The organism is Bacillus sp. MD-5 (assembly GCF_002201875.1).
Lineage (GTDB): Bacteria > Bacillota > Bacilli > Bacillales > Bacillaceae > Bacillus > Bacillus stercoris.
In genome coordinates, this window is the sequence record NZ_CP021911.1 from 600,749 (window position 1) to 626,517 (window position 25,769).

The following is a 25,769-nucleotide window of genomic DNA, read 5'->3' on the forward strand; positions in this document are numbered from 1 at the left end:
TCATTCTTAACCAAACGTTCCGTTTTCTGCAATCGTCATTTCCTTGTCAAAGATGGCTTTGTCTGCTAGGGAGTTCGTTGAATCGTTTGCAGCTTTGCTTGTCATGTTTCTGGATGCTACGTTTACTTCATTACCCAAGGAAGAACTGATAAAGCTTACACCGATCAAAGCAATTACAGCGCACAAAGTCAGTTTAAATTTCATACAAACAATCCCCTCTCTGAATTTGTTTGCGGGCATGAACCATCTTTTTGAAACAGATAACAGAATCATCCATCTGCCCAATTTCAGTATAAAACTTTGCGGCTAATAATGCCAACTCTTCCATATAAGGATACCCTTGGGATGTCTCTAATTTGTTGAAAACATTTAATAAAATGGACGCTTCTCCTTTTTTGATAAACAGCGCCTGCAATCCTTCAAACATAATTTTAAATAGGTCATCGCCGAATTTACATGCGAAGCGTACGCCTTTTCTGAAACAATCCATTGCCTGTTCTTGTTTATGTTGAAGAAAATAAATTAAGGCTAAATCGTGGTAAGCTTGTGTCAAGTTGTTGAAATTTGATTTTTTAAATTGGAGTATCGAATTCTCCATGTATTTTGCTGCTTTCGTCAATTCGCCCATTTTAAGATAACAATTTCCGATATTGAATAAAGCTTGGCCGTAAATCCGCTTATTTTTGCTTTCAAGCAGCCGTGCGCCTTTTAGTGCCTGTTCGAGGTGAGGGAGCGCCTTTTCATGACTTTCTAGGTCATCGTAGTTTCCTGCGATAACAAAATGGCACTGTATGCGGCGGACTGAGTAAAGGTCGTGCGTTTTATAAATGTTATACGCCTGGGAAGAATAGTGCATGGATACGTGGGTTTGTTTCATATGATAAAACACTTCAGCCATTTTAAAGTAAAATTCCGCTCGCTCAATTTCATCTGAAATATAGGGAATGGTGTTTTCCGCTTTTTGATAGAATGTAATAGCACTTAAGAAATTGCCCTCTTTGAATTCATACATCCCTTGAAAAAAGTAATAGTAGTATTCAACGAGTTTCTCCATCTTCCTGTTGCTGCCTTCAATTCTCTTTAAATATTCTGATAACTCCATTTGGATTCCTTCAGATGGAATCACATAGTCGATCATAAGCTGATGGCGAAATGCAATGAGCTGATAGTAAATCAAGAGATCTTGGTCTTCTTCCATGATGTCAATGTCCCGTTCGATCTCAGCTTTAAGCATTTCAGCGTCAGTCACATTAAACTTTTGAATATGCCGGTTCCACTCATTAATTTTCATCCCAACGTGCGGAGACGAAATCGTGCCCAAACTTCTCACCCTTCCTCTTCTCACTAATTATGTAAATTTTATCAATACTGAAATTTAATAGGAAGGGGTTGAGAGACCGCAAAATAAATTTTCGGTGCAGTCCGCAAAAGGGAGTTTGGGTGTTTTGCGTTACATTTGGTTTTGTGGAGGTTAGCCAATCTCAATTTTTGAATTTTGGATTGCGTTTATTACGACTGAGCAGTTTCGTCATACTCTTTTAGCAGTTTTTCTGTCTTATGCATTTCTTTGAGCATAGGATTCATGTAGTTGTTAGCTGATTCTAGGTAAGCTCTTGTCAAAGTGTCTAATTTGTTTCTAATTTTAGAAAAGCCTTCTTCAAATTGTTCCTCAGATGAATGTTGGATAAAGACTATTGCTTCTTGGTATCTTTTTAATATGTTTTTGACCATTGGAGTTGGATTATTTTGATGAATTGTTTTTATTGCTACGATTGTTAAATTAATTTGTTTTATTAATTCTTTTCTTACTGTCAAGGTGATGCTCCTTTTAAATTTCTATTCCATTTGAGAGTTGCTATATCTGTTTAATGGTTTGATAGACTACTCATATTTATAATTTAGAGCAATTTTTACAACTTGTTCCGCTGTGTAATCTTCATTGCTCCAGAAAATTAAATCACTTGATGCCGGATGAGGAACATTTTTCTCTAATAAATCGAGATATTCACTGACTTTCTCATCATCTAATGTTGGGTTCATTAATTCCTTTACAAGAAAGATCAACTCTTCTTTTGTCAGTTTATCCATTGTTTACCCTTCAATAGATTGTATCTACATTGATTTTACAAATGACTTTATTTCTTCTGGTAATGTTATAGGTTGTTTGCATATTGATAGATAATTGTCTTGAGAAAAGTTAGCCTCATTATAGAGTTTATTAATTGTATTTATAATCAATATATTCATATGGAAAACCTCTAAAATTTATTTATTTTAGATTGGTTTATAAAAAATAGCTCAGCAGAGTAGGGCTGAGCCATTTTTTAATTATAGACCGAGGTAACTAATTACAAATTCTTTATCATCCTCATCTTCAGGCAAAATACCAAGGTTTTTATATTCCCATATTGCGATTCTTTCGTATCCATCTAATTCTGAGGCTAAAATATCATCATAATTATAATCTAATTGGAATTCTCCGCTACGATCCAATGTTAGTGTAAGGTTAGTCCAAACATCATCGTTATTATTTCTGTGTTCAGTTCTTAATTCTTCAAAAAGTTCTCTTAGTTCTCTTAACAACGTCTTGAAAATATCCTTGCTTACGTTGTAATGGCTAGGTATATCTTGTGAATAAATAATTTGATTATTTTCTGGTGTTCTGAAGTGAAAAAGAACCATTGTGGAATCATCTAATACTTCTGCATAAAGATATATCTTTGTCCATTCACCAGGTATGATGTCATTGAGTTTCTCTCCAATAAGTTGATACAAATCTTGCATCTTCCTAGTTTCCATTCTTTTAACCCCCAGGCTGATTTTTAATAGAGACGCTTATTTCTTTTCTGCTCCCAATTTTGTAGGTTACATCGAAATATGATGGTCTAAGTGAATCCCCAGAATAGACTGGTTCTATTTGAACTGCTACTTTTTTAGGTGGTTTTTTGCTTAGAGCTTTTGCCCACTCCTGCTCCATCTCATACCATTTCCCGCCGCTCCTATTAATCTGAGAATTCATCGGCACGATATTGTCAAACTGGCCTGAGCCTTTGAATTGGGTGGCGATTAAATGGCCGCCGTCATCGTCAGGCTTTCGGTCCTGGGGCTTTCCAGCATTCGTCTGTGCATATTGGTTTCGTTTTGCTTCTCCCAGCTGCAAGTCTGCTTTGACACTTGTAATTCTACCATAGTTGTCAGTCGTGTATGTGTAGCCTTCTTTTGTTTTGTAGATGACATTCGGCTTCAGCACTTTCTTTCTGCTCCATCTTGCGAAATGCTCGCCGTATTTGACGGTTACCGGCGGTACATGTGGCGCTGGAGTTCGTCTTCCGCTCGATGACGTTCCGTATGGTTTCGGCAGGATGACCTTGGCAAATTTTTGCAGTCCCTCTTTAAGTGTGACCCCGTTGACCGCGTTGTAAGGAACGCCTGCCGGCACTAAATCGTGACGGGGATGATAGGGGAGAATATCCGCAAGTGTGAGATCTCCGATTTGATTTAACTTGGTTTTGACCTGTTTTTTTGATACTTCAATGCCTGTGTTTACTTTTTGTTTGATGTGATCAACGGTTTGTTTTGAGACTGTTATGGCTTTTTGGGCTGTTGCTGATTTGCTTGCTGCTGTTTTGACTTTGGTCGTCACTTTGGCGGCTGTGCCAGTTTTTGAGACGGCTCCTACGCCTTTTGTGCCGACAATTGATGTGACAACAGTGCCAACCGCATATGACACCCATCTTGCTCTTGAGTAGGTGTCACCATTCACCATGTCTTTTTGATACGATTCTTCGATTGCCGCTGAAATGGCTTCATACGTTTTGATCGGGTGAGCCATCGCTCCGGTAATCGCTTCAACGGTTCCTCCCGGGTCTGTGACCATATCCCACAGGCCTACGACCGCGTCTTTCCCGGAATCATAAAGGCCGACGGCAACCCCTTTGAAGCCTGCTTCAAGCTCACGCGTGTTTTCAATTTGGGTGAAGTATCTCTGCTGTTCTGCTGTCAGATTTTCATAGCCTATCGTCTTTGCCATTGAGTAGAATTCATCGGCATCCGCATAATCGTAGTTTTTCAGTCTTTCTTTTAATTTTTCAATCTCACGTTCTTTCGCTTCCTCTTTCTTAATCTTCAAGTAAGCCTCAGTCCGCTTTTCAATGTCGCCTTTTTTCTTATGTATGTCACTCTCACGGTACGCCTTGGCGTTGTAGTGGATGGGTGTGGCGTTTTTGCCTTTGCCTGTTGCTTCTTGGAGCTTTTGGAAGTCGGATTTGATGAATTGTTCATTTGGCTCTGACAGGGCGTATTCTGTTTTCAGGTCTTCGTCCAAGGCGTCCAATTTTTCCAGTGTTTTTTTGCGTTTGTCGTTGGCATCGGCCAGCTCGTCTTTGAAGGTTTCTGTTGAAAACAGGTCGAGCGGGAGGATGTCGTCGATATCGTTTAAGATATCTTTCATCGCTTTTTTCTGTTCAGACATGATGGATTTCGATTTTTTGTGGGCATTTGCCAGTTCGTGCTCCAGGAAGGATTCTTCGATGTATGCGTCTGAGAGGCCTTTGTCCTCGGCGGCTCCGGCGATGCTGTTGAAAAATGCGATTTTCATATCGATGTAGTCGATCCATTGGTCGGTGACGCCGACGTGGTCGTGATAGAAGGCTTTGATGTTGCTGGCGCCTTTTCCTGAAAATTCGCTGTCACTGAGATCAGCGACGCTTTTTAACGCTTTTCTCAAATTGACCATTTGCGTTCTTAGTTCTTTGTACTCTTTTGCACGGTCTGTCGCTTCCGAAAGCAGTGTTTTCGCTTCAAATACTTTCATGACCATTTCCCTTCTTTTGTTCGCTCAATATCAAAATTTTACCACGGTGCGGGATGAGGGTGGGGGTGAGAACATGTTTTGGTGGAAAAATGAGTCATTTGGCATGTGTCTAAGCGCACGGTTTTGATAAGATAATGATAGATCAATAAAAAGGGGAAGAGCTCATTTGGATAAAGATTTCTTAATCATAAAGATCAAGGACATTCAAAAAGGCGACACGCTAACGAACCGCGCCTGCGGGAACTGGGATATGAAATTGTCCAGAGCAAAGGAATGTAAACGGGCAATTGTTGTTCGGAGCGGTGTGATTTTAAATGTTTACAAGATCGTTGACGCTTGGGAATCAGATGAACCCGCCAAGCTCACTAAAACGAATAATAGAGTTCGGTTTCAATTGGCAGAGTGCCGTGACTATTCTTATTTGATTGGCGGTACGCTGAAAACGAAAACGCAAAATCCGGTTTCGAGTCTATCCTTAGAAACCTTGATGGAACTAGTAAAATAAAAGGAGCCCAGCATGTATCTCTATAAAGTAAACAATCAAAATCAAATCGAAGATATTCGCGAGAAACCGTTTAAAAAAGAAAAAGAGATTCAGGATTTATGTGAAATCAATCTTCAGCGGATGTTGGGGCTCAGGTTTGTGAAATCTGAATTCAGGATCAGCAATTTCCGCATTGATACGTTAGCGTTTGATTATGAGACAAATGCTTTCGTGATTATCGAGTATAAAAATACGAAAAACTTCAGTGTTGTTGACCAGGGCTACGCCTACTTAGCAGCAATGCTCAATCATAAAGCAGATTTCATTCTTGAGTACAATGAAAATCATGTTTTTTCGTTAAAGCGGGATGATGTAGACTGGTCGCAGTCGAAGGTCATTTTTATCTCACCTGTATTTACGGTGTATCAAAAGCAATCGATCCATTTTAAAGACCTGCCAATTGAATTGTGGGAGATTAAAAGATACGAAAATGATCTGGTTCAGCTGAATCAAATGAAGGCTGATGGCGTCTCCGAGTCGATAAAGACCATTTCACGGCAAAGTGAGACCATTCAAGAGGTCAGCAAAGAAATTAAAGTGTTTTCTGAAGAGGATCATCTTGCAGAGAAGCCGTTTGACATCATAGAGCTTTATCAGCAGCTAAAGGAATTCATTTTTAATTTGGACGATCATATTTCAATCAAACCGACCAAGCTTTATATTGCGTTTACATCTAATAAGCGAAACTTCGTTGATATTCTACTTTTAAAAAGCGGACTTAAGGTGTGGGTGAATATGAAAAAGGGAGAATTGCATGATCCCGAGGAGAAAATGCGCGATGTCTCTGAGACCGGTCACTGGGGAAATGGAGACTATGAGATTTTCATAAAAGATGACGAACACATTGAATATATTATGGGGTTGATCAAACAATCCTATGAGAAAAATAAGTGAGAACTTCCATTGAGAAGTTCTTTTTTATTGTGGCATAGATAAAAAAGAATTCATTTCAGTCTCTTTCGTCCTATGTAAAAATCAAATGTACAAACCGACAAAAGACCTATAAAATTAGAAAGCTACCATGAGAGAACAGAAGGGTGAGAAGAGACAATGAGTTATAAATTGGGTGCGCTGCTTTTATCTGTTTTATTCCTATTATCGGCGTGTTCTGATAGCGGAGCTTCTGATAAGGAGCAAGAAAAGCAAGCCGTGAAGAAAGAGAGCGTTGCGAAGCTGACGGAGCAGGAAGTAAAATCAGCTTTGAAAAACGATATTGATTCGATCTTCAACGCATTTGATAAAGCGGGAACAGAAAACGGCTGGAGCACAGCGAATAAGGCTGATTTCAGCAAACTGCGGCCTAGTGTGCTGCCTTATGCAACGGAGACGTTTGCAGATCAGACCTTAAAGGATTTGGCTGGAGAGTACTATTGTGAGTGTGATGCTCCTTTTCAACCGGGCACTGATTTCGATGTGCGTTTTACATATAAACAGAACAAGAATAAGATAGAGGCTTCATCAATAGATCCGGCAACAGAATTAAACAACATGGGCACATCATGGACGTTTGAATTGGTGAAGGAAGATGGCGATTGGAAGATCAACAAATGGGACAGCAAGTCGCTTCAAGGGGATGAAATCAAGCTGACAAAAGAAGAAGCGAAAACGATTCTGTCGAGAAACGGTGAAACGGCGGAATTTGTGAAGTCCTATGAATCGAAGGCTGCCGGCGGAACAGCTTATCTTTTCAATGTAAAGAGTTCACATGGGGAAAGACAGGCGGCGATCAGCTCAAAGGATACCAGTCTGGTAAGTGATAATGAAAACGAGACTGAGGCTGCGGAGCAAGAGACAGCTCAGAAGACTGCGGAAACCGCATCGCCTGATACAGTGGATACACAGAGCAGTGGGCAGACAACGGGAAGCACAAAAACAGATTATGTTGCGAAATTGTCTGCGGCAGAAAAGAAAGAAAAGCACAATGACTATCAAAGTGATTATCAGATGATTGAGGATTACGGTTATAATTATCAAATGTGGGACGGATTGCTGAACGAGATATACGGTGTGCTGCAAAATCAGCTTTCTGCTTCAGACATGGCGGCATTAAAAGGGAAACAGCGCCAATGGATAAAGGATAGGGATGCTGCGGCCCAGAAACGATATGATGAGGAGGGCGGCGGTTCATTATCCCGAGTCGTCCAAACGGAAGAGCTTGCCAAACAGACGAAAGAGCGCTGTTACGAGCTGGTGAATACGTATATGAAATAAGTGAAGGGCCTGTGCCGCAACAATGTTGCAGGCACAGGTCTTTTTTATTCAGGTAATGAATCCTCTTTTTGATCGATATACAGCGTGCCGTCTGTTTGAACTTCTGCATAAAATACTTCTTTAGGATTTTGGACGCCTGCTTCTTTTAGCCGGTCCATCAGCCATTGTCTGTTCAGATGCAATTTTTTTAAGTTGTCTTCTCTCACTTTTCCATCAGCTATGACTGAAGCGGAATGAGATACTTTCGTGTTTGCTCCTTGTACGTTCATATCCTTTTTTGTCACGCTTTGGTGTGTTTCCTTTTTCAACACAGATACAGTGCCGTCCGATTCGAAAATAGCATAATCCACTTCGGCAATTGAAAATATATTTTTTTTGCGAAGCGAAGTTTGCAAAGTATCGATATCAATTCGGGCTTTTCTAAGTTCCTTCTCCATGATTTTCCCTTTTTTAATCAGAATGACAGGCTGTCCTACAACCGCATACCGAAAAGCGGGGAATGTAATATCCAGAAACCCGATGATGATTGTAAAAGCGCTCCACACCAACAAGGCGATGAATCCATTTCTCATACTGATTGTTGAGTCAATGGCAAGCGAGGCCCCGATCGTTCCAATGGATATGGCTGAAACAAAGTTAAAAAAGGTCATCTGGGAGATTTCTTTTCTGCCCATCAGTCTTGTTAACACCAGCAATGTGATAAAGGCGATGAAAAGTCTAATGATCAGTTGCGTGATTGGCATCGGCCATTCTCCTTTACATAGGATCTTTTCATAGTGTTCCCATGCTTTTGTTTTTTTATTTTCATTAAAGTCTTTTGAAAAAGGGGTTTTGAATGCTTTTGCCAGGATGAAAAAGAAAATTCTTCCTTTCGTATTGTTTTCAAAATTTGGGATTGATAGAATATGACATATCTCACAGAGAAGGAGGGAAGCCGTTGAGTCAAGCCATACCGTCTTCGCGTGTTGGTGTTAAGATTAATGAATGGTATAAAATGATTCGCCAGTTCAGTGTTCCGGATGCAGAGGTTCTGAAAGCGGAGGTTGAGCAGGACATTCAGCAGATGGAAGAGGATCAGGATTTGCTGATCTATTATTCTCTGATGTGTTTTCGGCACCAGCTGATGCTGGATTATTTGGAGCCGGGACAGCCTTACGGGAATCGCCCTACCGTGACAGAGCTTCTTGAAACGATTGAGACCCCTCAGAAAAAACTCACAGGCCTTTTGAAATACTACTCTTTGTTTTTCCGCGGCATGTATGAATTTGATCAAAAAGAATATGTTGAAGCAATCGGGTTTTATCGCGAGGCGGAGAAAGAACTGCCGGTTGTGTCTGATGAAATTGAGAAAGCGGAATTCCATTTTAAATTGGCGGAAGCGTATTATCACATGAAACAAACCCATGTGTCGATGCATCATATTCTTCAAGCCTTAGACATTTATCAAAACCATCCCTTATACAGCATTAGAACCATACAAAGCTTGTTTGTGATCGCTGGAAACTATGATGATTTCAAACACTATGGCAAAGCGCTCCCGCATTTAGAAGCAGCGCTGAAATTGGCAATGGACATTCAAAACGATCGGTTTATCGCCATTTCACTATTGAACATCGCGAACAGCTATGACAGATCAGGAGACGATCATATGGCCATAGAACATTTCCAAAAAGCGGCGAAAGTGAGCAGAGAGAAAGTGCCTGATCTGCTTCCGAAAGTCTTGTTTGGGTTAAGCTGGACATTATGTAAAGCGGGCCAGACACAAAAGGCGTTTCATTTCATAGAAGAAGGGCTGAACCGTATCACAGCACGTTCTCACAAATGTTATAAAGAATTGTTTCTGTTCTTAGAGGCCGTGTACAAGGAGACTGTTGATGAACGGAAAATTCATGATCTTTTAAGCTATTTCGAAAAAAAGAACCTGCACGCGTACATTGAAGCATGTGCCCGGAGTGCTGCCGCTGTGTTTGAAAGCAGCTGTCACTTTGAACAAGCTGCTGCGTTTTATCGGAAAGTGCTGAAAGCTCAAGAAGATATTTTAAAAGGAGAGTGTTTATATGCCTATTAAGAAAAAAGTGATGATGTGTCTGGCTGTTACTCTAGTTTTCGGAAGCATGTCGTTTCCATTCCTGACAAACTCGGGCGGCGTTAAGGAATCAACAGATCGAAATACGACGTATATTGATCATTCCCCTTATAAACTCAGTGATCAGAAGAAAGCCCTTAGCTAGGGCTTTTTCTTGCTTTACTGAAGACGTTCGATTTTCCCACCGCGGCATTCCTTCTATTTCTAACGCAAGACACTCGAAACAACCAAACCATTTGAGGTATAATGGATAAAGTGAATAACAGCATTTAGATTGATATATATGAAAGAGAGTGGAACATCATGGGCCGTAAGTGGAACAATATTAAAGAGAAGAAGGCGTCTAAGGACGCGAATACGAGTCGGATTTATGCGAAGTTTGGCCGTGAGATTTACGTGGCGGCGAAGCAGGGCGAGCCTGATCCGGAATCCAACCAGGCGCTGAAGGTTGTGCTTGAGCGCGCGAAGACTTACAGCGTACCGAAAAACATCATTGAACGGGCGATCGAGAAGGCGAAGGGCGGAGCGGAAGAGAATTACGATGAGCTTCGTTATGAGGGCTTCGGGCCGAACGGATCAATGATTATCGTTGATGCGCTGACGAATAATGTAAACCGTACGGCGCCGGAAGTGCGTGCGGCGTTCGGGAAAAACGGCGGAAACATGGGTGTGAGCGGATCTGTTGCTTACATGTTTGACGCAACGGCTGTTATTGGTGTGGAAGGCAAAACGGCTGATGAAGCGCTTGAAATCCTGATGGAAGCGGATGTCGATGTCCGTGACATTTTGGAAGAGGATGACAGTGTGATCGTCTATGCGGAGCCGGATCAATTCCATGCAGTGCAGGAGGCGTTTAAAAACGCGGGCGTTGAGGAATTTACAGTAGCGGAGCTGACAATGCTTGCGCAAAGCGAAGTCACGCTTCCGGATGATGCGAAGGAACAGTTTGAAAAATTGATTGATGCCTTAGAGGATTTGGAAGACGTTCAGCAGGTGTATCATAACGTTGATTTAGGCGAGTAAGGAGTGAGCAGGCTGTTATAGCCTGCTTTCTTTTTTTGTCCTAGAAATTGTTTTAGCTGTATGTAGGCGGCTGCCTATACGATCTGTAAGATATTCTCATACTCTGGACTGTAACCTAAGTGAAGGAGAGAGTGAATATGACTGATACTGATACAAGACAGATCTATGGCGGACCTGGTTTTGGCACTTTTCCAGGCTACGGCATTGGCCGTCCGGGGTTTGGCATGTATGGAGGACTAGGCTATCCGGGCTATGGGATGTACGGAGGCTACCCAGGCTACGGCGGCATGTTTGGAGGTTACCCAGGTTATGGAATGTCTGGGGGCTACCCGGGCTACGGCATGTCTGGGGGGTATCCAGGCTATGGCATGCATGGAGGAGTCGGCGGCTATCCGGGATATGGCGCGTATGGCGGCGGTTATCCAAGCGGCGGTTATGGAGGCTCTCCGGGAGCTGTAAGCTATCCGGGCATGCACCATGAAAACGATGGACATCATCACTATTATCACCATCACCATGATGGAAAAGATAATCTTCATCACCACCATCATCATGTTGGTAAGGATAATCACCACCATCATCATGATGGTCATTATGGCCACCATCACCACCATATGGGCCATTGGGGAAAAGACGGCTTTAAATAAAAAAGATGATGGTGAAAAGAGGACACTCTTGCAGATCAAGAGTGTTTTTTTTATTTTTTTCTTGACTGTTCAGTCCGGAAAATGATAACATTTGTTTCAGGAGGTGATCGTTTTTTGGGGAGGAATAAAGAATTTGATACGGCGCTTGTTCTTCACAGGGCGATAGAGGTTTTCGGAGAGTATGGCTACGAAGGAACGTCTCTTCAGGAACTGCTTTCTCATTTAGGCATTGCCCGCCAGAGCTTGTATGATACGTATGGAACGAAACGTGATTTGTTTTTGTCCGCTGTGAAATCGTATCTTGAAGGAAAAAACACTGCCGTTATGGAAAGGCTTGAAGCGCCAGGATCTGTAATGGAAGCCATTCGTGAAATTTTTCAGGAGGGTGTCAATGCCCTGAGGGATCCGGAACGGGCGAAGGCGTGCTATATCATTAACAGCGCGATTGAACAGATTCCGCATGACCCTGAGCTTGCCCGGTATTTTGAAAGACAATCCAAGCAGCTTGAGGACGCTTTTTATCAGGCGCTTTTAAGGGCGAAGAATCAAGGAGAATTGAATGGCGAAGATCCTGATATATCTGCGCTTGCCCGGTACCTGAATCAAAGCAGGCTGTCACTGACATTTATTGCGAAAGTGACGGCAGATATGGATCGTCTTCAGGACCATGTTGACGTGAGTTTATCAGTGCTTGATTAACATGTGGTAAAGAATTCTTTGCCCATGTGTGCATTTTTTGGACTGAATGGTCTGGAAATAAAAAAAGAGGTGATGATGAATGTTGATGAATGAATTTGAAAAAGCATGTGAAACTTTGAGAAAGTTTATGGCTTATATGCTTGAGAAGGACATGAAGAGCTGGGTGGAGCTTTGGGATGAGAATGCTGTATTTGAGTTTCCTTATGCGCCGGAGGGATCACCAAAAAGAATAGAAGGAAAAGCGGCTATTTACGATTATATTAAGGATTATCCTAAGCAGATCCATCTTTCTTCATTTACGGCTCCGACAGTGTACCGTTCAGCGGACTCGAATACGATGATTGCGGAGTTTCAATGTGACGGGCATGTGATTGAGACTGGACTGCCTTATCGCCAAAGCTATATCAGTGTCATCGAAACGAGAGACGGCCGCATTGTGCGGTATAGGGATTATTGGAATCCGCTTGTTGTAAAAGAGGCATTTGGAGGATCATTTTTGCAAACAGAGGAGAGTGGAAAATGATGAAACAGAATCCGATTTTAATCACGGGCGGGACCGGCACAGTCGGCAGCCGAATCGCCAGCCGTTTAATCAAGCTGGGATACAGGGTGCGTATTGCAAGCAGAAAAAAGGGCGAGCTTGCAAATGCAGAGTATGTGTATTTTGATTGGATGGACGCCTCCAGTTATACGCCTGCCCTAGAACAAGTAAAAGACATCTATCTTGTTGCTCCGGTCGGTGTGCTTGATCCGGCTCCCTATGTGCTTCCCTTTTTAAAGGAAGCAAAGCGTCTTGGTGTAAAGCGGGTAGTGATGCAAAGTGCGTCTGTTGTCTCCGAGAATGGTCCTGTGTTTGGCGCGCTTCACCAGGCAGTGCGCGAATTTCCTGAATGGACGGTGCTGCGGCCCTCATACTTTATGCAAAATTTCATCAACGTCCAGCATCAAATGTCGATTCAAAATGAGGGACGCATCGTCACGGCTTCGGGTGAGGGAAAGCTAGGATTCATTGATGCTGATGACATCGCAGAAACAGCTGTCCGTGCTTTGACTGATGCCGTCCCTCATCAAACACATCATATCCTGACAGGACCCGAGGCGCTGAGCTATGCCGAAGCGGCAGAGATCATCGGTGCTGCCGCGGGACGCCGGGTGAAGCATGTCAGCATTTCTCGTTCTGAGCTGCAAAATAGGATGACGGCAGCTGGTTTGCCGGCGGATTATGCCAGTTTTATGGCGGGGCTAGATGAAGCAATCAGCCATGGTGCGGAACATCGGGTAACGGATACAGTGAACCGTGTGACAGGAAAAGAACCTCGTTCGCTCTTAAAGTTTGCTGCAGCTCATGCTGCGTATTGGAAACACTGACCTCATTTTGGACTGAATAGTCTAGAAAGACCTTCGGCAGAGCCGAAGGTCTTCTTATTGAAAAAGCTAAGTCGTGTTTCAGTCATAATCATGCCTCCTGCCTCATACCTATTAAGGTCATTGTTTTTGAGAAAGGAGGAGCCGGAATGAAGGATATGCAGCCGTTTACGCCTGTCAAATCATATACGCCCTTTCACAGCCGTTTTGATCCCTGTCCGCCCATAGGGAAGAAATATTACAGAACGCCCCCTAACCTTTATATGACCTTTCAGCCTGAGCACATGGAGCAGTTTTCGCCGATGGAGGCTTTAAGGAAAGGCACCCTTTGGAAGGATCTCTATGATTTTTATGAAAACCCTTATCGAGGGGGAGACGCACATGGCAAAAAAGGTTGACGCCGAGTATTATCGTCAGCTTGAGCAAATACAGGCCGCGGATTTTGTGCTTGTTGAGCTGAGTCTTTATTTAAATACACATCCTCATGATGAAGATGCGCTGAAGCAATTCAATCAATATTCCGGCTATTCAAGGCACTTAAAAAGACAGTTCGAATCCTCTTACGGGCCGCTTCTGCAGTTCGGCAACAGCCCCGCGGGCGAGGATTGGGATTGGGGCAAAGGGCCATGGCCGTGGCAAGTATAAGGAGGAATGCCTGAATGTGGGTGTATGAAAAGAAGCTGCAATACCCTGTCAAAGTCAGTACGTGCAACCCGACGCTGGCGAAATATTTGATTGAGCAGTATGGCGGAGCGGACGGCGAGCTGGCCGCGGCTCTCCGGTATTTGAACCAGCGGTATACAATTCCAGATAAGGTCATCGGCCTTTTAACAGATATCGGTACGGAGGAATTCGCCCATTTGGAAATGATTGCGACCATGGTCTATAAGCTGACGAAAGACGCCACACCGGAGCAGCTGCGTGAAGCTGGCCTCGGCGATCATTACGTCAATCATGACAGCGCGCTATTTTACCACAATGCGGCGGGTGCGCCGTTTACAGCGACTTATATTCAGGCGAAGGGCGATCCGATTGCCGATTTATATGAAGACATTGCGGCAGAGGAAAAAGCACGGGCGACGTATCAATGGCTGATTGATATCTCGGATGATCCTGATTTAAACGATTCCCTGCGCTTTTTGCGTGAGCGTGAAATTGTGCACTCCATGCGCTTCAGGGAAGCGGTTGAAATTTTAAAAGAAGAACGGGATAAAAAGAAGATTTTCTAATAGGCAGATTGGCCTCTCTTTCATACACCCTTTTACATACAGAGAAAATGGTCTGTTTTTGCGGTTTGGTCTGCATTATAATCAAGGTGTGTGTGCAAGCTTACTTTTTGATTGGGAGGCCTTTATGTCAGCTTTTAAGATTGAGAACGAAACGATAGCAGATGGATTTTACGCGTGTCCGGCCGTCTATGAGGATGCAGAATCGATTACCGGGTTGCTCGTCCGAACAGCTGAATGGCTCCGGGATCGGGGGTCTAACCAATGGAGCGGACTTCTCAAAGGGCAAGATATACATGATATCACGGGGTCAATTGAAAAGGGACATGTGTTTGTGTTTAAAAAAGATGAAGAGCTTGCGGCTGTCGTGATGCTGCTGCCTGAACCAAGTGAGTGGGACCGGACGCTTTGGGGAGACGATGGGCATGAGGAGTCTATTTATTTGCACCGCCTCGCAGTAAGCCGCCGGTTTGCGGGACAAGGACTTGGAGCACGCGTCCTTCAATGGGCGGAGACGGGCATACACTTTCCAGGAAAAACGCGAATCCGGCTTGACTGTGTCGCTGATAACGACGCCTTGCATTCCTTTTATCGGCGTATGGGATATGAATTCATGGGTGCTGATGCATCCGGATATCATTTGTTTGAGAAAGAGATTACGACAGAATAAGCGTCCTTTCAAGGAGGCTTTTTTGTCTTTTTCAAAAAGGGAGGGCAGGCGATGGTGTGGCCAATTTTATTTATGACAGGGATCGTGACGGCTTGTCTGTTCACTGGCGTATCTGCTTTGATGCGGATGAAGTTTCCTGACAAAAGCCGGCCGGAATGGATATTGGGCGGGCTGATCGTCCTTGGTGTGTTTCTGATCTGGTACAGCCTCGTGTATGTACGCGGCTGGGAAGGGGCTGCGCTCGGAATGCTTGGATTTAATGTCATTTGCGGAGCCATTGCCGGATATTTGATCGATAAGGCCATCCGGCGTGACAGGAAAAGATAAGGCGGCGGCTGTCTCTCATCATATCGAATTTTTCACAGAACGGCAGGAATTTTCTTTCGAAAGGAGAAATACATAGTACTTTAAAATGAAAGCGTTTTCCAGAGCGGGAAGGTGATGTTGATGATACACAGTGTGACGAATGGGCTGAATCGTTTTTGTACATGGGTGATGAGACTGGCCTATTTGAATGTGCTTTGGATTTTGTTTTCTCTTGCAGGCCTGGTTGTGTTTGGGCTGATGCCCGCTACTGCCGCGATGTTTACAGTGGCGAGAGAATGGGCGAAGGGGAATGCGGATGCCCCGGTGTTTTCTGTCTTTATTCGGGCGTTTAAAAAGGAATGGCGGGCATCACAGATCATCGGGCTCATCGTTGTGACGGCTGCCCTGTTTCTGTTTGCAGATATGCGGATAGCGGCTCAGATGGATCAGCCTGTGCTCGTCAACGTGTTCCTGAGCATCAGTTTGATTTTCGCGTTTGTTGTGCTGTATGTGTTCCCGGTGTTCTCTCATTTTGACGTGAAAATCAGAGAGGTGCTGAGCATTAGCTTTTTGATTGCCTTCAGCCGCCCGGCGGTGACGCTTTTGATGGCGGCGGGCGCTGTCGGTGTGCTTTGTCTCATTCTGTTTCATGTCACATTTTTGCTGTTTTTCAGCGGGAGTTTACTCAGCCTGATCTTAACGAAGCTGTCCTTTAAAGCATTTCGGTCAATGGATCAGCGGCAGGAGAAAGAAAAGGCGGCATGAAGAAAAGAATTGCTGGCTGGTACAGGCGGATGAAGATTAAGGATAAGCTGTTTGTGTTTCTATCGTTGATTATGGCCGTATCCTTTCTGTTTGTATACAGCGGGGTGCAGTATGCCTTTCATGTATATGATGAGCAGATTTACCGCAAGTCCTCGGAGGTGCTGCGGATGTCTTCTGAACGGATCGAAGACGAGCTGAAAAAGATAGAGGATGTGTCTTATGAAATCATTACAGACGAACAGATTCAGCGCATCCTGAGCATGCAAAATCGGGATGATACGTATGATCAATATCAAATGAAGCAGGAGCTGTGGGATCAGCTTGCGGGATATGCCAGCGATGAAAAGTACATCGACTCCATTCATTTGATTGATGCCCGCGGCGCAGAGTATTCAGCTGGAAGCAGTTCTTCAGATCTTTTGAAGCAGGAGCAGGAAGAGGTGTTTAAGCGAGCGAAAGCGAAAAATGGAAGGAATCTTTGGATGACGCTCGGCGGGTCAGATCCTCTCCTGATTTCAGCACGGCAGATCAGATCCTTTCACCAGCTGAGTTTGAACGGCTTGGGCATGGTGCTGATCCAAGTCAATATCAAACAGATGATTCGTGATGTGCCGAAGGATTGGGGCGATTCAGTCGGAGACATCATGATTGCTGACCAAGGCGGGAATTTGGTGTATACGGCACATGCATCAGCGCATGTTCCTGAGGCAGCAAAGGAGACGCTGAAGCACCCAGGTTATGACTTGATAAAAAAGAATGGCAAACGTTACTTTATTTCTTACCTTCAATCATCCTATCAAAATTGGAGCTACTATAACGTCATCCCCTTTGATCAGATGTTCGCAAAAATTTCCTTTATGAAAACAGTGATTGGCACTTGCTTTCTTCTCTTTTTCTGTGTGGTTTTGCTTTTCGGAAGGAAAATTGCCAACAGCATCACGGAGCCGATTGAACAGCTTGTGACCGCGATGAAATCGGTACAGCACGGCGGCATTGAAGCAGGTGTATCGCTTTCTCTGCCGGAGCATACACAAGATGAGGCTGGCATGCTGAACCGCCATTTTACTGTCATGATGAAACGGATTAATGAGCTGATGGAAGAAAATGTGGAAAAACAGCTCATCATTAAAGAAACCGAATTGAAAGCACTGCAAGCCCAGATCAATCCGCATTTTTTATATAACACGCTCGAGTCCATCAATTGGCTGGCCAAGGCGAATCAGCAAAAGCAAATCTCAAAAATGGTGGAATCGCTCGGTTTTCTTCTGCGAAACAGTATACATATGAAGAAGGATATCGTGACCATTCAGGAGGAGGCGGACATCGTACTCCACTATATGACCATTCAGCGATTTCGATTTGAAGAGCGTTTGAACTTCACGTTGGATATTGACGATGAGGTGAAGCATTGTCTCATTCCAAAACTAACGCTCCAACCGCTTGCGGAAAATGCGATTCAATACGCGCTTGAACCCTTTACAAGGCCGTGCGCCATCCGGATTCAGGCGAAAAAGGAGAAGGACTGTGTCTGTATGACGGTCGAAGATAACGGCCCTGGCATGGATGAACGGATTCTTGAATCAACGGGCGGAAGAGGAATCGGACTGTGGAATATTCGTGAGCGCATCAGCCTGACATTCGGAGAGCCATACGGATTGCGTATTCAAAGTAAGCATGAAAAGGGAACGAGGATTGTGATCACAATACCGTGTCGAAATGAGGTGGTGTGATGTATAAAATACTGCTGGCTGATGATGAGAGGATTATCCTCGATGGAATGGCGGGAATCATTGAGTGGGAGGCGCTTGGCGCTTCACTGATCGGCAAAGCGCAGAACGGACATGAAGCGTATGAAAAGATTGTACATAAGCAGCCGCATATCGTCATCACAGACGTCAAAATGCCTGGCATGGACGGGCTTGAGCTAATCAAAAAGGTATCAGCCGTCAGCCCGTCGGTGCAGTTTATCGTCCTGTCCGGGTTTGGAGAGTTTGAGTACGCAAAGGAAGCCATGAAATATGGGGTGAAGCATTATTTGCTGAAGCCCTGCAATGAACAGCAGATTATCAGCTCGCTTGAGGAAATCATTGCTGAGCTGAAGCGGCAAGATGTGCGGAAAAAGAAAACAGACCACCTGATACACGAGCTTGATCATATCCGTTCCTTTGCTGCCGATCAATACTTGGAAGGCTTGATCGCCGGTGTCGCCCAGCTGTCTCCGCCGCCTTCGCTTGCCGGAAAAAAGGTCCGCCTCTTGATTTTAAAAGGGGGCCAATCTATTGATACCGCGGCTAGAAAGGCACTCGGGACGGCGCTGACTGCGGTTTGCGGCAGCGGAGAATGGACCGTGCTCGCTGTAGAGGAGAACGCCGCTGAAAAGGCGGCGGAGGTTTTTGCGGACCGCAAGATGGCTATCAGTCAGGCGGGAGAACTTCGGCACGCGGGGCAGCTGTTTCGGGATACAGCTGAAGCGTCTGGTGACCTGCACGGGAGCGCAGTGATTTCAAAAATGATCAGGCTTATTGCCGACGAGCTCGGAAACCCGAATCTGTCTTTAAAATGGGCGGCGAAGGATATGCTGTTTATGAATCCTGATTATCTCGGGAAGTTATTTAAGCAGGAAACAGGCGAGAAGTTTTCCCAATATGTTACACGAGTGCGTCTTGAGCATGCGATGAAGCAGATGAAAATAAGGCGGGACGCGAGTGTATCAGAAATTGCTGAAGAAATTGGGTTTGGCGATAATCCGAAGTATTTCAGTCTTGTTTTTAAAAAATATACCGGTCTGACACCGTCAGAATTCAGAAGAAAACAGGGAGGCGCTTCCGCAGGATAGCCATCTCTGTTTTTTTGACTTTCCCCACTGTTTTTTGAGTGTTTCGCCTCATCTGAACGCTTTAAAATAAATGTAAGCACTTACATTAAAGGGGGGATTGGTTTGAAGAAGATTTGTTACGTGCTGTTATCGCTTGTCTGCGTCTTTTTTTTCAGCGGTTGTTCAGCGGGTGAAGAGGCCTCGGGAAAAAAAGAAGACGTTACACTCAGAATCGCATGGTGGGGCGGGCAGCCAAGACATGATTATACAACAAAGGTAATTGAACTTTACGAGAAAAAGAATCCTCACGTCCATATTGAAGCGGAATTTGCGAACTGGGATGACTACTGGAAAAAGCTCGCGCCCATGTCTGCCGCCGGCCAGCTTCCTGATGTCATCCAAATGGATACCGCTTACTTAGCCCAATACGGAAAGAAGAACCAGCTGGAAGATTTAACGCCGTATACAAAGGATGGAACGATTGATGTCAGTTCAATCGACGAAAATATGCTGTCGGGCGGAAAAATCGATAATAAGCTCTATGGGTTTACGCTAGGCGTCAACGTGCTGTCTGTGATTGCGAATGAAGATTTGCTGAAAAAAGCCGGTGTGTCTATCAATCAGGAAAACTGGACGTGGGAGGATTACGAGAAGCTGGCGTATGATCTTCAGGAAAAAGCCGGCGTCTACGGCTCCAACGGAATGCATCCCCCTGATATTTTCTTTCCTTATTATTTGCGCACGAAGGGTGAACGTTTTTATAAAGAAGACGGCACTGGCCTCGCGTATCAGGATGATCAGCTGTTTGTCGATTATTTTGAACGGCAGCTGAGGCTGGCGAAAGCGAAAACGTCCCCAACACCTGATGAAAGCGCACAGATTAAAGGGATGGAGGATGATTTTATCGTCAAAGGCAAATCAGCGATTACATGGAACTACTCCAATCAATATTTGGGCTTTGCCCGGTTGACAGATTCGCCGCTGTCTCTCTATCTGCCGCCGGAGCAAATGAAAGAAAAGGCGCTGACACTGAAGCCGAGTATGCTGTTTTCCATTCCGAAAAGCTCTGAGCATAAAAAAGAGGCTGCCAAATTTATTGATTTCTTCGTGAACAATAAAGAGGCAAACATGCTGATCAAAGGCGAGCGGGGAGTGCCAGTATCCGACAAGGTGGCGGATGCGATTAAACTGAAACTGAATGAGGAAGAAGCCAACATTGTGAAGTATGTGGAAACCGCATCAAAAAACATCAGCAAAGCCGATCCGCCGGAGCCTGTGGGAAGCGCGGAGGTCATCAAGCTGCTGAAGGACACGTCTGATCAGATTCTGTATCAGAAGGTATCCCCGGAAAAAGCCGCCAAAACGTTCCGGAAAAAGGCCAATGAGATATTAGAGAGGAATAATTGACGGGAAATGGGGCTGACGCAATGAAACAAAGCCGGAGTATGAGAAAAGACAATCTGGCGGGATATGCTTTTATTTCTCCGTTTATCATTGGGTTCCTATGCTTTACGGTCATTCCGATGGGGGCGTCCCTGTTTCTGTCCTTCACAAGCTATGACTTGTTTACGGCGCCGAAATGGATCGGGCTCGACAACTTTAAGGAAATGTTTACGGGTGACGAAAAGTATTGGCAGTCGTTGAAGGTGACGTTTACGTATGTGCTTGCCGGGGTTCCGCTCCGCCTCGGCTTCGCGCTTTTTATCGCTGTCATCTTAAACAATGCAGCAAAAGGAACGGCCATTTACAGAACGCTCTTTTATCTGCCTTCAATCATCGGCGGGAGCGTGGCTGTGGCGATTATGTGGCGCAATATTTTTGGCAATGACGGGGTCATCAATGCGCTTCTGTTTTTTGTCGGGATTGATCAAAAAATTCTCTGGTATCAGAACCCGACAAGTGCGTTGTGGACACTGATTCTGCTTTCCGTCTGGCAGTTCGGGTCATCAATGCTGATTTTTCTGGCCGGGCTGAAAAACATTCCGTCTGCGTATTTGGAAGCGGCAAGTGTGGACGGGGCGAATCGGGCGCAGCGTTTCTTTAAGATCACGCTTCCGATCCTCACACCGATTATCTTCTTTAATCTTGTGATGCAGACAATTTCAGCATTTATGACATTTACACCTGCCTATATCATATCGAAGGGCGAGGGAGGACCGCTTGACGGGACGCTTCTGTATTCGCTCTATTTGTTCCAGCGGGCGTTTAACTATTTTCAAATGGGCTACGCATCGGCGATGGCGTGGGTCATGCTTATCATTGTCGGGCTGATAACGCTGATACTGTTTAAAACATCGTCCTATTGGGTTCATTACGAGTCAAAGGAGGAATGACGGATGGAGCCGGTCAACCAGCCTGTCAGAGAAGTCCCGGTTTTTGAGAGGAAAAAAACCGGGCGCGTCAGGCCCAAACGCATACTGTTCCATGTTTTTACGGCATCGCTGGCGGTGTTATTGCTGTATCCGGTCATTTGGCTGTTTGTCAGCTCATTTAAGGAAAGCGCCAGTATTTTTACAACCTCTCATTCTCTCATTCCCGATCCTTTTATTCTCAGTAACTATGCTGAGGGATGGAAGGGCATTGCGGGGCAGCCGTTTCTGACCTTTATTAAAAACTCGGCGATTATTGTGGGGCTGTCAACAATCGGCGCCGTCCTGTCATCGGCTGTCATTGCTTACGGATTTGCGCGTATTCCGTTTAAGGGTAAAAAGTTTTGGTTCGCGTGCATGATGGGGACGTTAATGCTGCCCCATGAAGTGCTGATGATTCCGCAGTATATTATGTTTGCGAAATTAGACTGGCTGAATTCCTTTAAACCGATTGTCGTTCCGCAATTTTTCGGGCATGCGTTTTTTATTTTTCTGATGATCCAGTTTATCCGGACGATTCCCGAGGAGCTGGATGAGGCCGCACGAATCGACGGGTGCGGGCGCTTTGCCTGCTTTTGGCGGATCATTCTCCCGCTGATTGCCCCAGCGCTCGCGACGTCTGCGATTTTCTCCTTCTATTGGAAGTGGGAGGAGCTGATTCAGCCGCTTTTGTATTTGAATAAACCGGAGCTTTACCCTGTTTCACTTGCGCTGAAGCTTTTTCTCGATACGGAATCGGCTTCGAACTGGGGCGCGATGTTTGCCATGTCGGCCGTTTCATTATTGCCTGTGATTCTTGTATTCTTTTTGTTTCAGAAATATATCGTTCAGGGCATCAGTACGACCGGATTAAAATAAAAAGGAGTGTTGCAGATGGCACAGCTTATCTTTGATGAAGAAAAGGTGGCGTCCGTCATTGATCGGATCGTGAAACGGACATTTCAGATGGATTTTGCGTGGGATTGGCCGGGCGGCGTCGCGTTTTACGGCGTGGCGGAGGCCTACGAGGCGACGGAAAACGAGGAATATATCAATCTGCTAAAAACGTGGGTGGATGAACAGCTGGAGGATGGGCTGCCGCCGCTTTCGATCAATGGCGTTTCTATCGGGCATACACTTTTGTTCCTCCACAAGGTGACGGGTGATGAGGTGTATTTGGAAACAGCGGGCGAGATGGCGGAATATGTGCTGCATAAGGCGCCGCGCTTTGGCGAGGGCATCCTTCAGCATACGGTGAATGCGGCTGAATATGTATTTCCTGAGCAGGCATGGGCAGATACGCTGATGATGGCGGGGCTGTTTATGCTGAGAATCGGGAGAGTGATGGAGCGTGAGGATTATTTTGAAGATGGTCTGCGCCAGTTTCACGGACATGAGGACGTGCTTCAGGACCCTGTCACGAATTTGTACTACCACGCCTGGGACAACAAAGCGCAAAATCATCTGTCGGGGATTTATTGGGGCAGGGCGAACGGCTGGGCGGCACTCACAATGGCAAAGGCGCTCCCGCTCATTGAGGTGACGCATCCTTCCTTTATGATCATTGACGGATCGCTCAGAGACCAGCTGAGCGCGCTTGTCCGGCTTCAGGATGAATCAGGGCTGTGGCATACGATTTTGGATGATCCGGATTCTTATCTGGAGGTTTCGGCATCGGCCGGTATTGCCTCTGCTCTGCTGTCGAGCGGAAAGCTCTATACAAAATATGTGCAGAAATCGCTTGCCGCCATTTTGGATGCGGTGGAAGAGGACGGACGGGTCAGCAAGGTATCGGCCGGGACAGCCGTCATGAAAAATGCCGAAGGATACAAACAGGTGCCTTACAAACGAATACAAGGATGGGGACAGGGGCTTGCGCTGACGTTTCTTGCTGATGTGTTGAGAACGAAAAAACGCGTGTATCAGTAAAGACCAGCGGCGGGGGGAAAGGGATGAAAAAACAGCCTCAACAGAAGGAACGGGTTTCTCGCTGGAAGGGAACGTATTTCAAAAGAAACTTTTTCTTCATTTTGCTGATTGCCTGTATTCCCGGATTACTGACTGGCGGCGCAATCTATTTTCTTTCGATCGACAAGGTGGAGAAAGAGCTGCAGAGATCGCATGAAGCACAGGTGGCGCGTGAGGTCAGCCGAATGGATGAGAAGCTGGGCGTGCTTGAGCTGGCTCTCACCCAGATGGCCTACGATTCTTCGCTGATAAACGGATTGGCCGAGAGGGATTTGGAGAAAGACTTTACGTTTTCCTATCAATTAACGAAAAAGCTGTTTCTTTTGCGGGACCAGCAGCCGCTGATCGAGCGGGCTTCCATCTTTCTGAACAGCCCCCGGCCTCTTGTGCTGAGTCCCGAATACAGCGCTTTGACAGAACGGGAGGCGCTTCGCAAGTATCGCTCGCTGCTTGCCTCAGCCCAAAGCATTTATTGGAAGCGGTCGGGAAATCAAGCGATGCTGATTCAGCTCATTCCGGGCGCGGCGGAGAAACCGTTCGGCGCGATCATGCTGGCGGTTGATCTGAAAGAAATGGCATCGATCCTGCAAAGCTTGTCCCCTTATCCTGATGGCAGTGCGCTGCTTTTGGATCAAAATCAAGAGGTGCTCTTTCATGAGGGGGAAAAAGATTTTGAAAAGACTTTGCTTCATGAGGTAAAAAAACAGCCGAATGAGAAAGGCCATTTTCAGATGGAATGGGACGGCAAGGTGTATTCCGTTTCCTTTGGAGAAATGAACCGAATGCATCAGCAATGGACCTTTGTGTCAGCGGCGCCTCTTTCTGCCATTACAGCGCCGATGGTGTTTTTATCCAAAGTAATCATTGTGATGCTTGTCATTTGCATCGGTTTGGCGGTATGCATGACATGGTATGCATCAAAAAAAATCTATCGTCCCATCCAGCATTTGCTTGGCTTGTTTACCGGTGGAGAGAAGAAAGTATGGCAGGCATCCGGGCAGGATGAATTCAAGTGGATTGAAAAGAGATGGCAGGATCTATCCCTTGAAAGCCGGAAGCTCCAAGAGCAGCTCCTGCGGCAGACGCCCCATATGAAAAAGAGTTTTTTGCAGCATCTCTTGCAGGGTGATTTTTACTACGACAACGAGGAAAGTCTCAGATCTCGGATGGAGGAGGCCGGCTGGAACATCGGCGAAAACGAGTTTCATGTGCTGGACCTTCAATTGACAGGGCTCCGCTGTGAAAAAAGCATCTTCTGTTGTGATGATGAACAGCTCGCTGTGTTTACACTGACTAATATCGCTGAGGAATTGGCGGCTAAACGCGTTTTTCAGCTCTCCATACTTGATATCGGCCGGCTTTCTGTCACCGTGCTTGTGGTGACAACAAACAGCTCTGATCTCAAAATGTATATAACGGAGCTGGCACGCCAATTTGGGGATGTAACCGGACTATGCCTGACCTCGACATTGAGCAGCAGGACGGAACGTGTCACGGAAATCCCTTCTTTATTTCAGGATGTGAAAAGCGGCAAATCCCGCAGGCAGTTTGCCAATCGGGATCAGGTCATTGATTTACAGGCCGACTTCCCGCAGGATAAGCAGTCTGCCCCTTATTACCCTTTTGAGCTGGAAAAACAGATTGTTCAGGCCATCCGGCTGGAAAGAAAACAGGAAGCCCGGGAACTGATAAATAGCTGTATGAAGGAACTGGCGGAAAAGGCGGCCATAGACAGGCATGTGCATTCTGCTCTGATTCAGCTGTTCTCCCGCATTCAGGAGGATATTTTGCATTCCGGTCTTAATCCCAGCGAACTGTTTCAGCATCGAAATCTGCTTCTTGATATTTCAGAATTGCGTGAACCTAATGAAGCGGCGGCCTGGCTGATGGATATTGTGGTGACGCCTTACCTTTCCAAGCTTGAAGGCAGAAAAAACAGACAGCAAAAGCAGCTGGTAGAACGTGTGATAACGATGATTCACGATCAGTATATGGCGGATATTTCTCTGGAAAGCTGTGCCGATGCGTTTGGCATGAATTCATATACGTTAAGCAAGGCATTTAAGCAAGTGACCGGCATTAACTTTATCGATTATGTGACCCAGATCAGAATCGAAAAGGCGAAAGAACTGCTGGTCAATACGAATAAAAAAATTCATGATGTGTCAGAAGAAGTCGGCTACCGCCACAATTACTTCAATCGGATTTTTAAAAAACAGGTCGGCATGCCGCCGGGTGTCTTCAGGCAAATGTATCAGGAAACGCCGTGAAAGGAGAGAACAT

The 25,769-nt window shown here is 45.2% G+C and carries 28 protein-coding genes and 2 pseudogenes; 23 read left to right on the forward strand and 7 right to left on the reverse strand.

Annotated elements, in window-relative coordinates:
• Positions 1-6 precede the first annotated feature (6 nt).
• The 6 genes from CDO84_RS02800 to yeeF all read right to left on the reverse strand — a co-directional run bounded on the left by CDO84_RS02800 (position 7) and on the right by yeeF (position 4,813).
• On the reverse strand, positions 7-204 hold the full coding sequence (locus CDO84_RS02800; RefSeq protein WP_040083926.1) for a hypothetical protein: 198 nt from the start codon (positions 202-204) through the stop codon (positions 7-9).
• Positions 194-1,321: a response regulator aspartate phosphatase gene (locus tag CDO84_RS02805; RefSeq protein WP_052438183.1), complete on the reverse strand. Its 1,128-nt coding sequence runs from the start codon at positions 1,319-1,321 to the stop codon at positions 194-196. Before CDO84_RS02805 ends, CDO84_RS02800 begins: the two co-directional genes overlap by 11 nt.
• A gap of 188 nt (positions 1,322-1,509) precedes the next feature.
• Positions 1,510-1,815: a hypothetical protein gene (locus CDO84_RS02810; RefSeq protein WP_040083925.1), complete on the reverse strand. Its 306-nt coding sequence runs from the start codon at positions 1,813-1,815 to the stop codon at positions 1,510-1,512.
• 66 nt (positions 1,816-1,881) lie between these two features.
• Entirely contained in the window at positions 1,882-2,088 is a 207-nt protein-coding gene (locus CDO84_RS02815) for a bacteriocin immunity protein (RefSeq protein WP_040083924.1), read from the reverse strand.
• Positions 2,089-2,328: 240 nt separating this feature from the next.
• Positions 2,329-2,784: a TIGR01741 family protein gene (locus CDO84_RS02820; protein WP_010886434.1), complete on the reverse strand. Its 456-nt coding sequence runs from the start codon at positions 2,782-2,784 to the stop codon at positions 2,329-2,331.
• A 19-nt stretch (positions 2,785-2,803) separates the two neighbouring features.
• Positions 2,804-4,813, reverse strand: coding sequence for an LXG family T7SS effector deoxyribonuclease toxin YeeF (gene yeeF / locus CDO84_RS02825; protein ID WP_040083923.1), 2,010 nt, complete (start codon positions 4,811-4,813; stop codon positions 2,804-2,806).
• Positions 4,814-4,979: 166 nt separating this feature from the next.
• Between yeeF and CDO84_RS02830 the strand changes: the two genes are divergently transcribed.
• The 3 genes from CDO84_RS02830 (at position 4,980) to CDO84_RS02840 (ending at position 7,568) form a co-directional block, all read left to right on the forward strand.
• Positions 4,980-5,318 carry a hypothetical protein gene (locus CDO84_RS02830; protein ID WP_040083922.1) on the forward strand — a complete coding sequence of 113 codons (339 nt, stop codon included), beginning with the start codon at positions 4,980-4,982 and terminating at the stop codon, positions 5,316-5,318.
• A 12-nt stretch (positions 5,319-5,330) separates the two neighbouring features.
• Positions 5,331-6,251, forward strand: coding sequence for a DUF5655 domain-containing protein (locus tag CDO84_RS02835; protein ID WP_040083920.1), 921 nt, complete (start codon positions 5,331-5,333; stop codon positions 6,249-6,251).
• A gap of 156 nt (positions 6,252-6,407) precedes the next feature.
• On the forward strand, positions 6,408-7,568 hold the full coding sequence (locus tag CDO84_RS02840; protein WP_040083919.1) for a lysozyme inhibitor LprI family protein: 1,161 nt from the start codon (positions 6,408-6,410) through the stop codon (positions 7,566-7,568).
• Positions 7,569-7,612: 44 nt separating this feature from the next.
• Here the strand turns inward: CDO84_RS02840 and CDO84_RS02845 are convergent, their stop codons facing one another.
• Entirely contained in the window at positions 7,613-8,311 is a 699-nt protein-coding gene (locus CDO84_RS02845; protein ID WP_040083918.1) for a YetF domain-containing protein, read from the reverse strand.
• A 194-nt stretch (positions 8,312-8,505) separates the two neighbouring features.
• Between CDO84_RS02845 and rapH the strand changes: the two genes are divergently transcribed.
• From rapH to yesS, 20 genes and pseudogenes are all read left to right on the forward strand, one after another.
• A complete protein-coding gene (gene rapH / locus CDO84_RS02850; RefSeq protein ID WP_040083917.1) occupies positions 8,506-9,636 on the forward strand; it encodes a response regulator aspartate phosphatase RapH in 1,131 nt (376 codons plus the stop codon).
• Complete coding sequence (phrH, locus tag CDO84_RS02855) at positions 9,626-9,799, forward strand: phosphatase RapH inhibitor PhrH (protein WP_014663108.1); 174 nt, start codon at positions 9,626-9,628, stop codon at positions 9,797-9,799. The genes rapH and phrH overlap by 11 nt, the downstream gene beginning before the upstream one ends.
• Positions 9,800-9,957: 158 nt before the next feature.
• Positions 9,958-10,677: a YebC/PmpR family DNA-binding transcriptional regulator gene (locus CDO84_RS02860; protein WP_003233863.1), complete on the forward strand. Its 720-nt coding sequence runs from the start codon at positions 9,958-9,960 to the stop codon at positions 10,675-10,677.
• A gap of 137 nt (positions 10,678-10,814) precedes the next feature.
• Positions 10,815-11,324 (forward strand): hypothetical protein, encoded by a 510-nt coding sequence (locus tag CDO84_RS02865; RefSeq protein ID WP_040083916.1) that lies wholly within the window; start codon positions 10,815-10,817, stop codon positions 11,322-11,324.
• A gap of 114 nt (positions 11,325-11,438) precedes the next feature.
• Positions 11,439-12,023 (forward strand): TetR/AcrR family transcriptional regulator, encoded by a 585-nt coding sequence (locus CDO84_RS02870; protein ID WP_014663110.1) that lies wholly within the window; start codon positions 11,439-11,441, stop codon positions 12,021-12,023.
• Between the two features lie 79 nt (positions 12,024-12,102).
• Entirely contained in the window at positions 12,103-12,546 is a 444-nt protein-coding gene (locus CDO84_RS02875) for a nuclear transport factor 2 family protein (RefSeq protein ID WP_040083915.1), read from the forward strand.
• Positions 12,543-13,411 (forward strand): annotated as a pseudogene (locus CDO84_RS02880) (NmrA family NAD(P)-binding protein). Before CDO84_RS02875 ends, CDO84_RS02880 begins: the two are co-directional and overlap by 4 nt.
• A 126-nt stretch (positions 13,412-13,537) precedes the next feature.
• Positions 13,538-13,786, forward strand: coding sequence for a spore coat-associated protein CotJA (gene cotJA, locus CDO84_RS02885; protein WP_003219489.1), 249 nt, complete (start codon positions 13,538-13,540; stop codon positions 13,784-13,786).
• Positions 13,770-14,033, forward strand: coding sequence for a spore coat protein CotJB (gene cotJB, locus CDO84_RS02890; RefSeq protein ID WP_014663114.1), 264 nt, complete (start codon positions 13,770-13,772; stop codon positions 14,031-14,033). Before cotJA ends, cotJB begins: the two co-directional genes overlap by 17 nt.
• Positions 14,034-14,047: 14 nt before the next feature.
• Positions 14,048-14,617: a spore coat protein CotJC gene (gene cotJC / locus CDO84_RS02895; RefSeq protein WP_014663115.1), complete on the forward strand. Its 570-nt coding sequence runs from the start codon at positions 14,048-14,050 to the stop codon at positions 14,615-14,617.
• 124 nt (positions 14,618-14,741) lie between these two features.
• Positions 14,742-15,284 carry a GNAT family N-acetyltransferase gene (locus tag CDO84_RS02900; protein WP_014663116.1) on the forward strand — a complete coding sequence of 181 codons (543 nt, stop codon included), beginning with the start codon at positions 14,742-14,744 and terminating at the stop codon, positions 15,282-15,284.
• 22 nt (positions 15,285-15,306) lie between these two features.
• Positions 15,307-15,611: pseudogene (locus CDO84_RS02905) on the forward strand (YesK-like family protein).
• Positions 15,612-15,725: 114 nt separating this feature from the next.
• A complete protein-coding gene (locus CDO84_RS02910; protein WP_014663118.1) occupies positions 15,726-16,355 on the forward strand; it encodes a YesL family protein in 630 nt (209 codons plus the stop codon).
• Positions 16,352-18,085, forward strand: coding sequence for a two-component system sensor histidine kinase YesM (gene yesM, locus CDO84_RS02915; RefSeq protein WP_040083907.1), 1,734 nt, complete (start codon positions 16,352-16,354; stop codon positions 18,083-18,085). The genes CDO84_RS02910 and yesM overlap by 4 nt, the downstream gene beginning before the upstream one ends.
• Positions 18,085-19,191, forward strand: a complete 1,107-nt coding sequence (gene yesN / locus CDO84_RS02920) for a two-component system response regulator YesN (RefSeq protein WP_040083906.1) — start codon at positions 18,085-18,087, stop codon at positions 19,189-19,191. The genes yesM and yesN overlap by 1 nt, the downstream gene beginning before the upstream one ends.
• 102 nt (positions 19,192-19,293) lie before the next feature.
• Entirely contained in the window at positions 19,294-20,577 is a 1,284-nt protein-coding gene (locus CDO84_RS02925) for an ABC transporter substrate-binding protein (protein WP_040083905.1), read from the forward strand.
• Positions 20,574-21,503, forward strand: coding sequence for a carbohydrate ABC transporter permease (locus CDO84_RS02930; protein ID WP_082033060.1), 930 nt, complete (start codon positions 20,574-20,576; stop codon positions 21,501-21,503). The genes CDO84_RS02925 and CDO84_RS02930 overlap by 4 nt, the downstream gene beginning before the upstream one ends.
• A 3-nt stretch (positions 21,504-21,506) precedes the next feature.
• Entirely contained in the window at positions 21,507-22,397 is an 891-nt protein-coding gene (locus CDO84_RS02935; RefSeq protein ID WP_014663123.1) for a carbohydrate ABC transporter permease, read from the forward strand.
• 15 nt (positions 22,398-22,412) lie between these two features.
• Positions 22,413-23,447 carry a rhamnogalacturonyl hydrolase YesR gene (yesR, locus tag CDO84_RS02940; RefSeq protein ID WP_040083904.1) on the forward strand — a complete coding sequence of 345 codons (1,035 nt, stop codon included), beginning with the start codon at positions 22,413-22,415 and terminating at the stop codon, positions 23,445-23,447.
• Between the two features lie 23 nt (positions 23,448-23,470).
• Positions 23,471-25,756, forward strand: coding sequence for a transcriptional regulator YesS (yesS, locus tag CDO84_RS02945; RefSeq protein ID WP_040083903.1), 2,286 nt, complete (start codon positions 23,471-23,473; stop codon positions 25,754-25,756).
• The last annotated feature ends 13 nt before the right edge of the window (positions 25,757-25,769 follow it).